The sequence below is a fragment of the Citrobacter sp. CF971 genome (genome assembly GCF_006385635.1).
Lineage (GTDB): Bacteria > Pseudomonadota > Gammaproteobacteria > Enterobacterales > Enterobacteriaceae > Citrobacter > Citrobacter freundii.
The window spans coordinates 1969754-1983861 of record NZ_CP041051.1; the positions used below are offsets into that span (position 1 = coordinate 1969754).

The 14108-nt window shown below is 53.0% G+C and carries 12 protein-coding genes and 1 pseudogene; 11 read left to right on the plus strand and 2 right to left on the minus strand.

The features are described 5' to 3' along the window. Positions 1–7: 7 nt before the first annotated feature. From paaK to paaY, 3 genes are all read left to right on the plus strand, one after another. Complete coding sequence (gene paaK / locus E6P06_RS12895; protein ID WP_044711779.1) at positions 8–1324, plus strand: phenylacetate--CoA ligase PaaK; 1317 nt, start codon at positions 8–10, stop codon at positions 1322–1324. A 158-nt stretch (positions 1325–1482) separates the two neighbouring features. Next, positions 1483–2409, plus strand: a complete 927-nt coding sequence (gene paaX, locus E6P06_RS12900) for a phenylacetic acid degradation operon negative regulatory protein PaaX (protein WP_161805914.1) — start codon at positions 1483–1485, stop codon at positions 2407–2409. A gap of 11 nt (positions 2410–2420) precedes the next feature. Continuing rightward, positions 2421–3017, plus strand: coding sequence for a phenylacetic acid degradation protein PaaY (paaY, locus tag E6P06_RS12905; RefSeq protein ID WP_044711783.1), 597 nt, complete (start codon positions 2421–2423; stop codon positions 3015–3017). 22 nt (positions 3018–3039) lie between these two features. On the opposite strand, the gene fhuE is transcribed toward paaY, so the two are convergent. Beyond that, complete coding sequence (gene fhuE / locus E6P06_RS12910; protein WP_044711786.1) at positions 3040–5226, minus strand: ferric-rhodotorulic acid/ferric-coprogen receptor FhuE; 2187 nt, start codon at positions 5224–5226, stop codon at positions 3040–3042. A gap of 349 nt (positions 5227–5575) precedes the next feature. Here fhuE and hinT point away from each other — a divergent pair, with 349 nt between their 5' ends. The 8 genes from hinT (at position 5576) to E6P06_RS12950 (ending at position 11622) form a co-directional block, all read left to right on the plus strand. Next, on the plus strand, positions 5576–5935 hold the full coding sequence (gene hinT / locus E6P06_RS12915; protein WP_003030826.1) for a purine nucleoside phosphoramidase: 360 nt from the start codon (positions 5576–5578) through the stop codon (positions 5933–5935). A gap of 2 nt (positions 5936–5937) precedes the next feature. Further along, positions 5938–6312, plus strand: coding sequence for a YcfL family protein (locus tag E6P06_RS12920; RefSeq protein WP_003846733.1), 375 nt, complete (start codon positions 5938–5940; stop codon positions 6310–6312). Positions 6313–6325: 13 nt separating this feature from the next. Beyond that, the gene (gene lpoB, locus E6P06_RS12925) at positions 6326–6967 is read left to right on the plus strand and encodes a penicillin-binding protein activator LpoB (RefSeq protein WP_003846732.1); all 642 of its coding nucleotides are present in this window, start codon (positions 6326–6328) and stop codon (positions 6965–6967) included. Next, positions 6948–7772, plus strand: coding sequence for a thiamine kinase (gene thiK / locus E6P06_RS12930; RefSeq protein WP_003841846.1), 825 nt, complete (start codon positions 6948–6950; stop codon positions 7770–7772). Before lpoB ends, thiK begins: the two co-directional genes overlap by 20 nt. A 10-nt stretch (positions 7773–7782) precedes the next feature. Further along, entirely contained in the window at positions 7783–8808 is a 1026-nt protein-coding gene (nagZ, locus tag E6P06_RS12935) for a beta-N-acetylhexosaminidase (RefSeq protein ID WP_003846728.1), read from the plus strand. Between the two features lie 21 nt (positions 8809–8829). Further along, the gene (ycfP, locus tag E6P06_RS12940; protein WP_003030817.1) at positions 8830–9372 is read left to right on the plus strand and encodes an alpha/beta hydrolase YcfP; all 543 of its coding nucleotides are present in this window, start codon (positions 8830–8832) and stop codon (positions 9370–9372) included. 237 nt (positions 9373–9609) lie between these two features. Next, entirely contained in the window at positions 9610–10914 is a 1305-nt protein-coding gene (ndh, locus tag E6P06_RS12945) for an NADH-quinone dehydrogenase (RefSeq protein ID WP_003030815.1), read from the plus strand. A 168-nt stretch (positions 10915–11082) separates the two neighbouring features. Then, positions 11083–11622 carry a glycine zipper 2TM domain-containing protein gene (locus E6P06_RS12950; RefSeq protein ID WP_003030814.1) on the plus strand — a complete coding sequence of 180 codons (540 nt, stop codon included), beginning with the start codon at positions 11083–11085 and terminating at the stop codon, positions 11620–11622. 57 nt (positions 11623–11679) lie between these two features. On the opposite strand, the pseudogene E6P06_RS12955 reads toward E6P06_RS12950, so the two are convergent. Beyond that, positions 11680–13861 (minus strand): annotated as a pseudogene (locus tag E6P06_RS12955) (TonB-dependent siderophore receptor). Positions 13862–14108 lie beyond the last annotated feature (247 nt).

Below are 14108 nucleotides of genomic sequence, written 5' to 3' on the forward strand. Positions count from 1 at the left end.
CTACAACATGACAACTACAACAAAATTAGATCCAATTGAAACCGCATCGCGTGACGAATTAGTCGCTCTGCAGACCGAGCGCCTGAAATGGACGTTAAAACACGCCTATGAAAACGTGCCGATGTACCGTCGCAAATTTGATGCGGCGGGGGTTCACCCGGATGATTTCCGTGAGCTGAACGATCTGAGCAAGTTTCCCTGCACCACCAAGCAGGACCTGCGCGACAACTATCCGTTTGATACCTTCGCGGTACCGATGGAGCAGGTAGTGCGTATCCATGCGTCATCCGGTACCACGGGTAAACCGACCGTCGTTGGCTACACGCAGAACGATATCGATACCTGGGCGAACATCGTCGCCCGTTCGCTGCGCGCCGCTGGCGGCTCGGCAAAGGATAAAATTCATGTGGCCTACGGCTACGGCCTGTTCACCGGCGGCCTGGGCGCGCACTACGGTGCCGAGCGTTTAGGGGCGACGGTGATCCCGATGTCCGGCGGCCAGACCGAGAAACAGGCGCAGCTGATCCGTGATTTTAAGCCCGACATGATCATGGTTACGCCATCCTACTGCCTGAACCTGATTGAAGAGCTGGAGCGCCAGATGGGCGGTGACGCGCGCGGCTGTTCGCTGCGTACCGGTGTCTTTGGCGCAGAGCCGTGGACAACGGGGATGCGCGCGGAGATCGAACGTCGCCTCGGTATTACGGCGCTCGATATTTATGGCCTGTCGGAAGTGATGGGGCCGGGCGTGGCGATGGAGTGCATCGAAACGGGTGATGGTCCGACAATCTGGGAGGATCATTTCTTCCCGGAAGTGGTCAATCCGGATGACGGTACGCCACTGGCTGACGGTGAGCACGGCGAACTGCTGTTCACCACGCTGACGAAAGAAGCGCTGCCGGTCATTCGTTATCGTACCCGCGACCTGACGCGCCTGCTGCCGGGAACCGCGCGCACGATGCGTCGTATGGATCGCATTAGCGGGCGCAGCGACGACATGCTGATTATTCGCGGCGTCAACGTATTCCCGTCTCAGGTGGAAGAAGAGATCCTCAAGATTGATCATCTGGCCCCGCATTATCAGCTTGAAGTGGATCGCCGTGGCCATCTTGATTCACTTTCGGTACGCGTGGAGCTTAAAGAGAGTAGCCTGGTGCTAAGCCACGAGCAGCGCTGCCAGATTTGCCACCATCTGCGTCATCGCATTAAGTCGATGGTCGGCATTTCAACGGATGTCAGCATCGTCAATTGCGGCAGCATTCCACGCTCCGAAGGCAAGGCCTGCCGCGTGTTTGACCTGCGTAAAGCTGCCGCCAACGGCTAAGTCTCGTCGGCCTGATAAGCGTAGCGCCATCAGGCACAATGGCGCAACGCTGCCGGATGGCGGCGTTGCCTTATCCGGCCTACAAACTCCTGGCGTATCGCTGATCTATTCCTGTGCTATGATTCAAAAAGCACAAAAAAGACAACAGTATGAATCATATGGAAAAGCTCGATAGTTTTATTCAGCAGGCGGTAACCGCAATGCCGGTCAGCGGCACCTCGCTTATCGCCTCGCTTTACGGGGACTGTTTATCGCAACGCGGTGGAGAAGTCTGGTTGGGTAGTGTTGCCGCGCTGCTGGAAGGGCTTGGCTTCGGTGAGCGTTTTGTACGTACCGCACTGTTTCGCCTTAATAAAGAAGAATGGCTGGACGTGGTACGTATCGGCCGACGCAGTTTCTACCGCCTGAGCGATAAAGGGCTACGCTTGACGCGTCGCGCCGAGAGCAAAATCTACCGTGCCAGCGCCCCTGAGTGGGACGGTACCTGGCTGCTGCTGCTCTCCGAAGGGCTGGAAAAAAACATCCTGGCCGAAGTTAAAAAGCAGCTGTTATGGCAAGGTTTTGGCGTACTGGCGCCGAGTCTGCTGGCGTCACCATCGCAAAAGCTGGCGGACGTCCAGTCGCTGCTCCATGAAGCTGGGGTGGCGGAAAACGTCATCGTTTTTGAGGCGCATTCGCCGTTGGCGCTCTCCCGCGCCGCGCTGCGTGAGCGGGTAGAAGGGTGCTGGCACTTAACCGAACAAAATGCCATGTACGAGGCGTTTATCACTCTGTTCCGTCCGTTGTTACCGTTGCTGCGTGACGTCGGGCCGGACGAACTTACGCCAGAGCGCTGCTTCCAGATCCGCCTGTTGCTCATTCACCTTTATCGTCGGGTTGTGCTCAAAGATCCGCTGTTGCCGGAAGAATTGTTGCCTGCTCACTGGCTTGGGCAGACGGCGCGTCAGCTGTGTATTAATATTTATCAACGTGTTGCGCCCGGCGCCCAGGTTTTCGTCAGCGAAAAAGGCGAGAGCTCGGTGGGGGAACTACCCGCGCCAGGGCCGCTCTATTATCAACGCTTCGGCGGATTAGCCGAGGCGTAACAGGAGAAGCCATGCCGATTTACCAGATTGACGGGATGATCCCGGTAGTTCCTGCGGAAAGCTATGTTCACCCAACCGCAGTGCTGATTGGCGATGTCATTCTCGGCAAAGGTGTTTATGTTGGCCCCAATGCCAGCCTGCGCGGAGATTTTGGGCGTATCGTGGTTAAAGATGGGGCGAATATCCAGGATAACTGCGTGATGCACGGATTTCCCGGCCAGGATACGGTGGTGGAAGAGGACGGACATATCGGCCACGGAGCGATTCTGCACGGCTGTGTGATAGGGCGTAACGCGCTGGTCGGCATGAGCGCGGTGATTATCGATGGCGCGACCATTGGTGAGAACAGTATCGTTGGTGCTTCGGCGTTTGTGAAAGCGCGCGCCGAGATGCCTGCCAACCATCTGATTGTCGGCAGCCCGGCGAAAGCGATTCGCATGTTAACTGAGCAGGAGCTGGTGTGGAAAAAACAGGGCACTCGCGAATATCAGGTGCTGGTTGAGCGCTGCCAGAAGACGCTGGCAGAGGTGCAGCCGCTGACTGCGGTAGAACCCGACAGAAAGCGGCTGGAGTTTGATGAGAATTTGCAACCTAAGTCAGCAGGTTAGCAATTCTACGCAATACCTGGTGTCAGAACTGATAGCTTGCGGTGATGCTGACGTTGCGCGGCTCACCATAAACGATAGAACCGTCGATATTCGTGTCGTAGGTTTTATCGAACAGGTTATTGAGGTTACCCTGCACTGAGAAGTTTTTTGTTACCTGGTAACGGGTGAACAAATCTACCAGGGCGTAGCTTCCCTGTTCCGCGCGGAATGTGCCATAAGGCGTGACCGTATCGCTGTAAACACGATTCTGCCAATTGACTCCGCCGCCTACGGTCAGTTCCGGCATGGCTGGCAGGCGATAACGGGTGAACAGTTTTACCGTGGTCCGTGGCAGGTTAGGGTTTACAGCATTGCCTTCGTTGTCTTCAGCAACATAGCGTGTCGCGCCAAACGTCATCTGCCAGTTATCGGTGATCGCACCGTTAATTTCGAATTCGACCCCTTTGCTGACTGTACCATCCATCGCTTTAAAGGCCGTATCGCCATTGCTACCGGCGATTGGCACGCCGGTTGATTGCGCTACGTTATCCTGTTCAATGCGGAACACCGCGAGTGTGGTGGTTAAACGGCTGTTCATCCAGTCGGACTTCAGGCCAAGCTCATAGTTGTTGCCGGTAATCGGAGAGAGATATTTACCGGAACTGTCGCGCTTGTTCTGCGGCTGGAAGATTGAGGTATAGCTGGCGTAGGTAGACCAGTTATCGTCAATGTCATACACCAGGCCCGCGTACGGGGTGGTGTGGTTTTGCTCCATGCTGTAGGTCAGGGTGTCGATACGCCAATTGGTATAACGCGCGCCGACAATCAAATGCAGTGGGTCGGCCAGCGAAATACGCGTTGCGGCGTACAGCGATTTCATGTGCGTGGTATCGTCCTGAGCCAATGACTGCGGTTTCCAGTTAGTTTCCGGGAAGTTACCATCGTAGGTATAGAAGCTGCCGATTTCGTTGGGGAAAACGTTCGCCCACGAGCTTTCATAACGGTTATTCTGTTTACTGTAGCTGCCGCCCAGCATCAGATTATGCTGACGACCAAACAGATCGTAACCGCCGTCGGCAAATAGATCGACAGCATCCACTTTACGTTTACCGCTGTTCCAGCCGGTTCCTCCGACATAGTCATATCCCGGACCATAGTTGCCATATGGGCCAATCAGCGTGCCGTCGGCCTTATTAACATAGGCATCGAGGTACATCATTTTACTGTCGAACTTGACCTCGGAGTGGGTGGCGTTCATGGTCGCCTGCCAGGTATCGGCAAAACGTTGTTTGATGGTGACAAACACTTTGTTGAAGTCTTTATCGTTGTAAGCCCAGTCCGGCGCAGTGCTGCGCGAACGGTCATAGCTGTTTTTACTGCCATCGGTATTCCAGCGCGGTAATCCACCCCAGGTTGGGCTGTTGATATCAATGCGCTGGTATTCATAACCTGCAGACAGGCTGGTGGTGTCACCCAAATCGGCATCGACAATCCCGGAGAAGAACATTTTTTCGCTATTGTAGCGATCAAGCCAGGAGTCGTTATTCTGGTAACCCGCCACGATGCGACCACGCACATTGCCGTCTGCCGTAAGCGGGCTTTGCAGATCGGTCACATAGCGTTGTTTGTTCCAACTGCCATATTCTGCAGAAACATTACCGGTGAACTCGCGGCTGGTGGCATGCTTACGGATCATGTTAATGGAGGCTGAAGGGTTACCCGTCCCGGTCATCAGTCCGTTTGCACCACGGACCACTTCGACACGCTCAAAAAGGGCGGTGTCGGAAAGGGCGTCACCGAGATTCCAGCGGGATTCAAAATAGGTCGGGATCCCATCGACCATATAGTTATCAATCTGAAATCCGCGCGAGTAATAGCTGCTGCGATCGGAATCCGCCTGGCTTTTGCTTATCCCCAACGTGTTGTCCATCACATCGCCCAGCGTTTGCAACTGCTGATCTTCCATGCGCTGCTGGCTGACAATGCTGACCGATTGCGGAATATCGCGCTGTGTCATCTGCATTTTTGTGCCCGCGGTCGTCGATTTAACGCTGTAATCCTGTTCGTCGCTGGATGCGGCTGGAGCAGAACCCTCCACGATCACTGTCTCTTCAGCAGGGGCTGCGAGGCTGGTGGAAGGTAAAAGCGCTAGCGTGATGCAGGCTGCCAGCGCAGAAGGGGCAAGCCCCGGTTGGCGTTGAATATTCCCGTTGAGTGTTGTGAAAGACATCGAAAAGTCCTTGATAATTATTAATATTAAGTTCGAATCACCGGTAGTTGTGATGAGCCCTTTGGTTGTAAATTATTAAATGCGCATGTAAATACAAATGCGAAATATACGCATTAGCACTTAATGTGTAAACGGATGCTACGACATAAATGAAATATTGTTTCAGTACTATGCTTGAGCAATAGCGCTGGGAAATGGTTATAAGAGCAGCATTGACTGGGGTTTTCGCTTAAAAAATCGAGGGTTAAAGTTGAAAGAGCGTGAGTAACTCGCTCATACTCTATACTCGCAGAGTTACCCGGCGTAGCATGGCAAAACGCTTGGGCTGTTAATGAAAAAGGAAAACGTCGTGGCAGAAGAAACTATATTCAGCAAAATTATCCGTCGTGAAATTCCGTCGGATATCGTATACCAGGATGAACTGGTCACTGCGTTTCGTGATATTTCCCCTCAGGCACCTACGCATATTCTGATCATTCCTAACATCCTGATCCCAACCGTCAACGATGTGACGGCTGAACATGAACAGGCATTGGGCCGCATGATCACCGTTGCAGCGAAAATTGCTGAGCAGGAAGGCATTGCTGCAGATGGGTACCGCTTAATCATGAACACCAACCGCCACGGGGGTCAGGAGGTGTATCACATTCATATGCACCTGCTGGGTGGCCGTGCGCTTGGCCCAATGCTCGCGCATAAAGGTCTGTAGGCATGATCAGAGGATGCATTGTACTTTCACTGGGCTTGCTGCTACTGGCGGGTTGTCGAACACACCCAGAAATTCCGGTAAGTGATGAACAGTCGCTGGTGATGGAGTCAACGATTTTGGCGGCAGGTATAACAGCAGAACAGCCCACGTTAACCACGTCTGATATTCAGGCCTCGGCATCCTCGCGACTCTATAACGAAAGACAAGAACCCGTCACCGTTCATTATCGGTTTTACTGGTATGACGCCAGAGGACTGGAAATGCATCCTCTGGAAGCGCCGCGCAGCGTGACTATTCCGGCTCATTCGTCGGTGACGCTGTACGGCAGCGCCAATTTTCTGGGGGCGCACAAGGTTAGACTTTATCTTTATTTGTAAGGGGTGAATCTTGATGATCAAAATGAATCGCTACGCACTGATTGCCGCGCTGGCGATGTTTCTCTCTGGCTGTGTGGTGCAACGAGAGCCCGCACCGGTAGAGGAAGTCAAGCCGGTGCCGGAACAGCCTGTGCAGCCGCAACAGCCGGTGCCGGTAGTGCCAACGGTGCCAACCATACCGCAGCAGCCGGGTCCGATTGAGCACGAGGACCAAACGGCGCAGCCGACGCCACGTCAACGTCATTATGACTGGAATGGGGCTATGCAGCCGATGGTCGGAAAAATGCTGCAGGCCGACGGCGTCAAAGCGGGCGGCGTTCTGCTGGTTGATAGCGTGAATAACCGCACCAACGGCTCGCTGAACGCGGGTGAAGCCACCGAAACCTTACGTAATGCTCTGGCGAATAACGGTAAGTTTACTCTGGTTTCCGCTCAGCAACTGGCAGTCGCCAAGCAGCAGTTAGGTCTGTCGCCGAACGATAGTCTGGGAACGCGCAGTAAAGCGATTGGTATCGCCCGTAACGTTGGCGCGCAGTATGTGCTTTATTCCAGCGCATCCGGCAACGTCAATTCGCCTGCGCTGCAAATGCAATTAATGCTGGTACAAACTGGCGAGATAATCTGGTCAGGTAAAGGTGCCGTTCAGCAACAATAACAGACTCACGCGCGGCGAAGTGTTGTCGCGCTATTTCCCGCAGTATCATCCCGTCGCAGCCAGCCAAACTGGCCTGAGCGGCGGGAGCTGCATCATTGAGCATCATTCTCACCGGCTGGTACTGCGTTGTCATCACGACCCTGATGCGCCGGAATCGCATTTCTTACGCCAATATCATGCGTTAAAACATCTGCCAGAAAACCTTGCGCCACGTCCTCATTTTTATACGCGTGGGTGGATGGCCGTCGAGTTTTTTCACGGTAAGGTAGAATCCAGATTACCGGACGCCGACGAACTCGCAGGCTTACTGTATCATCTGCACCAGCAACCCCGATTGGGCTGGCGAATCAGCCTGCTGCCGCTACTTGAACAGTACTGGCAGTGTGGCGATCCGGCGCGTCGTACACCATGCTGGCTGCGCGCGCTGAAGCGGCTAAGGAAACGAGGTGAGCCTCGACCTTTGCGTCTGGGGCCGCTGCATATGGATGTTCACGGTGACAACATCGTACGCACAGCCTCAGGGCTGCGGCTGATTGACTGGGAATACGCCGGAGACGGTGATATTGCCCTGGAGCTGGCGGCGGTATGGGTCAGCGATGAATCCCAGCACCAACAGCTGGTTAGCACCTACGCCCAACGAGCGCACATTGAGCCAGACGTTTTGTGGCGACAAGTCAGACAATGGCAACCCTGGATAATGATGCTGAAGGCGGGGTGGTTTGAGTATCGCTGGCGGCAAACCGGCGATAGACAATTTATTAGGCTGGCCGATGAAACCTGGCGGCAGCTAACAATGAAAGGATAAGGAGAGCAGTGTGGGCCCAGTAATGTTGGATGTCGAAGGGTATGAGCTGGACGCAGAAGAGCGTGAGATTCTGGCGCATCCGCTGGTAGGTGGGTTGATCCTCTTTACCCGAAATTATCATGACCCGGAACAGCTGCGTGAATTAGTGCGACAAATCCGGACTGCGTCACGTAACCATCTGGTGGTGGCGGTAGATCAGGAAGGCGGACGTGTACAGCGTTTTCGAGAAGGCTTTACTCGCCTGCCTGCGGCTCAATCGTTTGCCGCGCTGCACGGTCTGGAAGAGGGCGGCAAACTGGCTCAGGACGCCGGATGGTTGATGGCCAGCGAAATGATCGCGATGGACATTGATATCAGCTTTGCACCGGTACTGGATGTGGGCCATATCAGCGCCGCAATCGGCGAGCGTTCTTACCACGCCGATCCGCTAAAAGCATTGGCGATGGCGACCCGCTTCATTGACGGTATGCATGCCGCAGGTATGAAAACGACCGGTAAACATTTCCCTGGTCATGGGGCCGTGACGGCGGATTCACACAAAGAAACCCCAACCGATCCTCGCTCAGAAGCCGAGATTCGTGCGAAAGATATGTCCGTGTTCCAGACGTTGATTACGGAGAACAAACTGGATGCCATTATGCCTGCGCACGTTATCTACAGTGATGTAGATCCGCGTCCGGCGAGTGGCTCATCTCACTGGCTGAAAACGGTGCTGCGCCAGGAGCTTGGCTTCGATGGTGTCATTTTCTCCGACGATTTGTCGATGGAAGGGGCGGCGATTATGGGAAGCTATGCCCAGCGTGGACAGGCATCGCTGGATGCAGGTTGCGATATGATCCTGGTCTGCAATAATCGTAAGGGAGCGGTCAGTGTGTTAGATAATCTGTCGCCGATCAATGCAGAACGTGTTACACGTTTGTATCATAAAGGTTCATTTTCACGTCAGGAACTGATGGATTCGGCACGCTGGAAGACGGTAAGCGCTCAGCTAAACCAGCTTCATGAGCGCTGGCAGGAAGAGAAAGCAGGTCATTAACGCAAGTTTGGCGAGGATGCGATGATTATCTATTTACACGGTTTTGACTCTAACAGCCCGGGCAACCATGAGAAGGTGTTGCAGCTGCAATTCATCGACCCGGATGTCAGGCTGATTAGCTACAGTACGCGGCATCCTAAACATGATATGCAGCATCTGCTGAAAGAAGTGGACAAAATGCTACAGCTGAATGTGGATGACCGTCCGCTGATTTGTGGTGTGGGGCTCGGGGGATATTGGGCTGAACGGATTGGTTTTCTGTGTGATATTCGTCAGGTCGTGTTTAATCCTAACCTGTTTCCGTATGAGAACATGGAAGGCAAAATTGACAGACCTGAGGAGTATGCAGACATCGCAACAAAATGCGTGACCAATTTCCGCGAAAAGAATCGCGATCGCTGTCTGGTTATCCTGTCGCGTCATGATGAAGCGCTCAATAGCCAGCGTTCGTCGGAAGAGCTGCATCACTTTTACGAGATAGTCTGGGACGAAGAGCAGACGCATAAGTTTAAGAATATCTCTCCGCATTTGCAGCGCATCAAAGCGTTCAAGACGTTAGGTTAATCCTTATTGAATGCGTAAAAAACCAGCCATCGGGCTGGTTTTTTTGTTCTTAAAGTTCCGGTTGTCTATCTTTTCAGCATCAAAACTTGATACACATCAATTTTGGTATGACCAATGCACCGTTCGTGTTATTCTCACTCTCGAAGAACATTTTCATTACTGTAACTTGTTGTTAATTAAGAGCTATATTAATAACTTTTAATTAACAATTGGTTAATAAATTTGAGGGGGTTCACGTTGACTACACCATTGAAAAGGATCGTGATTGTCGGCGGCGGTGCTGGCGGACTGGAAATGGCGACGCAGTTGGGTAAAAAACTCGGGCGTAAGAAAAAGGCCAAAATCACACTGGTAGACAGAAACCACAGTCATTTGTGGAAACCGTTACTGCATGAAGTGGCGACGGGTTCACTGGATGAAGGCGTGGATGCGCTGAGCTATCTGGCACATGCCCGTAACCATGGCTTCCAGTTTCAGTTAGGTTCGGTGATAGATATCGATCGTGAAGCGAAGACCATTACTCTCGCTGAGCTGCGCGATGAGAAGGGGGATCTGCTGGTTCCTGAGCGTAAAGTGCCGTATGACACGCTGGTGATGGCGTTGGGCAGTACCTCCAACGATTTCAACACTCCTGGCGTGAAAGAAAACTGCATTTTCCTCGATAACCCGCATCAGGCGCGTCGTTTCCACCAGGAGATGCTGAATCTGTTCCTGAAGTATTCCGCGAATCTGGGCGCTAACGGAAAAGTGAATATCGCCATTGTGGGCGGTGGTGCGACGGGGGTTGAGCTCTCCGCTGAGCTGCACAATGCGGTAAAACAGCTGCACAGCTATGGTTACAAAGGGCTGACCAACGATGCGCTGAACGTTACGCTGGTGGAAGCTGGCGAGCGCATTCTGCCTGCGTTGCCGCCGCGTATTTCCGGTGCTGCGCATAATGAGTTAACCAAACTGGGCGTACGCGTACTGACCCAGACGATGGTCACCAGCGCTGACGAAGGCGGACTGCACACCAAAGATGGCGAATACATTAAAGCCGACCTGATGGTGTGGGCGGCGGGTATCAAAGCGCCAGACTTTATGAAAGACATTGGCGGTCTCGAAACGAACCGTATTAACCAACTGGTGGTTGAGCCAACTCTGCAGAGCACGCGCGATCCTGACGTGTACGCGATTGGCGACTGCGCTTCCTGCGCGCGCCCGGAAGGGGGTTTTGTGCCTCCGCGCGCTCAGGCAGCACACCAGATGGCGACCTGTGCGATGAACAATATTCTGGCACAGATGAACGGCAAGCCACTGAAAGCGTATCAGTACAAAGATCACGGCTCTCTGGTCTCGCTCTCTAACTTTTCTACCGTGGGTAGCCTGATGGGCAACCTGACCCGTGGTTCGATGATGGTGGAAGGGCGTATTGCGCGCTTTGTATACATCTCACTGTACCGCATGCACCAGATTGCTTTACACGGCTACTTCAAAACCGGCCTGATGATGCTGGTCGGCAGTATCAACCGGGTGATTCGCCCGCGTCTGAAACTGCATTAATATCGACTTGTGGCGCCGGATGATTTTACGCATCCGGCGCCTTCCTTCAGAGTTCTCCGAATCATCCTGCGTTCGTGCCTCATCCTGCTATTTTCATCCGTAATCTGATTGGCATTCCTTACCTTCTGTTGCAAAGTTGTTGCTAATAGCAAAAAAGGAGGAAGTCCCGTGAATAAATCAATGTTGGCGGGTATAGGGATTGGCGTAGCTGCTGCGCTGGGTGTTGCAGCAGTGGCCAGTCTGAACGTTTTCGAGCGTGGCCCACAGTATGCGCAAGTTGTCTCTGCAACACCGATTAAAGAGTCGGTAAAAACACCGCGTCAGGAGTGCCGGAACGTAACTGTCACGCACCGTAAGCCGGTACAAGATGAAAACCGTATTGCGGGTTCCGTATTGGGTGCGGTTGCGGGTGGCGTTATTGGCCACCAGTTTGGCGGCGGACGTGGTAAAGATATTGCCACCGTGGCCGGGGCTTTAGGCGGCGGCTATGCAGGTAATCAGATTCAGGGTTCGATGCAGGAAAACGATACTTACACCACCACGCAGCAGCGTTGTAAAACGGTGTATGACAAATCTGAAAAGATGCTGGGCTACGACGTGACGTACAAAATTGGCGATCAGCAGGGGAAAATCCGTATGGATAAGGACCCCGGCGCGCAAATTCCGTTGGATAACAACGGACAGTTGGTACTGAATAACAAAGCGTAAAATAGCATTATCCTGAACATTAGCCCCCCATTCGCTCAGGCTGGGGGGCTTTTTTTATCAGAAGGTTAAGGCATAGTTCAGACCAAAGGTGCGGCCCCCGGCCCTTGTATTCATACAGTGACGGACTGCCGTAGGTTGGGCTGTACAGCAGTGGCGCACGTTGTCCCCACAGCGTGGTGTACTCTTCATTCAGCAGGTTTTCCACGCTAAAGGTCAGCTTACCCAACGGGAGCTGATAGCTGCCGATAAAGTCCATGGTGTTATAGCCATCCAGCTTATTGCCGCTGGCGTCGGTAAGATCAAATGTTTGCTGGCTCTGTACGCGCAAGGTCCACGGTTCTGGTGCCCAGCCGACCCACGCGGTTGCTTTCGACGGTGAGGCCAGAGTCACATCCCATTTTTGCCATTTACCGTTCTGTTTCACTTCTGATTTAATGACATTGAAGTTGCCGCCCAGGCTCCAGTCCGTATCCGCAATGAAATAATCCACCGCGCCTTCAAGGCCATAAATACGGCGATCGTCGGGTTGAACGTTAATGGTCATATCGCTGCGGTTGATAACGATCGATTTATCTGAAGTCGAGTAGTAAGCGGCCAGTTGCGTGCGCAGACTATCGCCGGTGTAGCGCCATCCCAGTTCGTACGAGTTAACTTTAATCCCTTCCAGACGTGAATCCGCCACGTTGACGCTGCGCTGGAGCTGGTAATGATCGCCAACCAGCGAATAGGTGCCGTTACCGTAATATTTCCCTGGATCCGGAAGCTCCACGCCCTGAGAGAAATTAAACCACGTTTGCTGACGGTCAGTCAGATGGGCGAGGATACCGGCGTTGAACAAGAAATTATCGTAATCGGTTTTGCCACCCGGAATGGTATCGGCAGAGTTCGCAAGTCCGGTCGCGATTCCCTGCTGTTGAGCATAGCCAACGAAATCATCAACCCTGTTTTCGGTCCATTGATAGCGCACGCCGCCGCTGAGGGTAAAGATGTCGTTAATGTCATAGCTGTTTTGCAGGAAAGGCGCGAAATTGGTGATGCTGTAACCGGGGTAACGCCCGGTGGTATAAGCGGTGCGGTTATCCATGCCGCCAGAGGGCAGGGACCAGGCCAGATCGAAGAATTTCTGATTGGAATCGAAGGTCTCGTGATCGGCATCGATACCCCACGTCAACTCCCAGTTATCCATCAACTGGCTGTTGAGGGTAATTTTGGCGCCAAACTGGTCTGTGTCCTGCTGTGATGCGGAGAAACTGGTGACCTTACCTTTGCTAAGCGTCGGGAAAGGATAGAATTTCAGCGATTCGTCGCGGTAATAGATTTGGCTGACCAGGTTCTGGCCGAAAAAATCCGCATCTGAATATTGCAGGCTGATCAGATGACGTTCGGTGCCGGGAATACGATCGGAATTCAGTCCGCTGCTGGTATAAGCTTTACCGTTTCCGGTCACGGCGGACATGTTCTCGCCGAGATCCAGTCCGTAATCATCATCCCCCTGGCTCTTGTAATACTGTGTAACCAGTTGCAACTGACGGTTGTCGTCAAGTTCAATCGTCCCGGTGCCCATCACGTCCAGACGATCAGAGTGCTGTAGCCCGGTTTGGGTGTTATCCAGCAGCAGGGCATCGTGATTACCGTCATACCAGCCGCCAAATCGTTGATACGCGACGGACATACGCCCGGAAGCGCGATCTGTTCCTCCACTCACCGCCGCGGCAACGCGTTCATCATGATCGTTACTGTTGTTGAAGCCACTTTTGCTCCCCAGTTCGAGTTCTACTTCACGCTCCGGCTGGCCTTTTTTGGTGACGATGTTGATTAATCCGCCGGTACTGCCACCGCCATAAAGTGAGGTTGCGCCTGAAATGACTTCAATGTGCGCAATGTTAAACGGGTCAATGGAGTCAAGTTGACGGCTGTCGGTTCGCGAGGAGTTCAGACGGACACCGTCAATGAGCACGACAATGGCGCGACCACGCATGTTCATGCCGTAGTTTGTACGCCCCTGGCTACTGACATCGATTCCTGGGATTAACTGAGCAAGAACATCCTTGAACTCTTTCCCCCCCTGAACCTGTTGTTCAATCTCGCTTCCTTCAATAACCCAGGTCGTTTGCGCCATTTCTGCCACGGTGCGTTGGCTACGGTTGGCGCTGACGATGAGGTTCTCTTCCTCAGCCGCAATGGCCGGGAGGGTTAAAGACAACAGGAGAGGATTGAGCACCCAGAGACGCTTATTCATTTGTATTCCTTTTAAAAAGAGTCGATCTGTTTTTGTTATGGCGGTAGAGAAACCGATGGTTACATTGTGAAACAGGTATTAAAACAAATGCGAATATTGCTGATAACAATTGTCGTTATCAATACCTTTTACAAAAAATGATCGGATAACACGATGAAAACAATGAGAAATGTAGGGGCAATGGAACGGGAATCTAACCGGGGGCTTTATCAGCTCCCGGGGGTGTTAGTACAGTGGGGGAATTGCG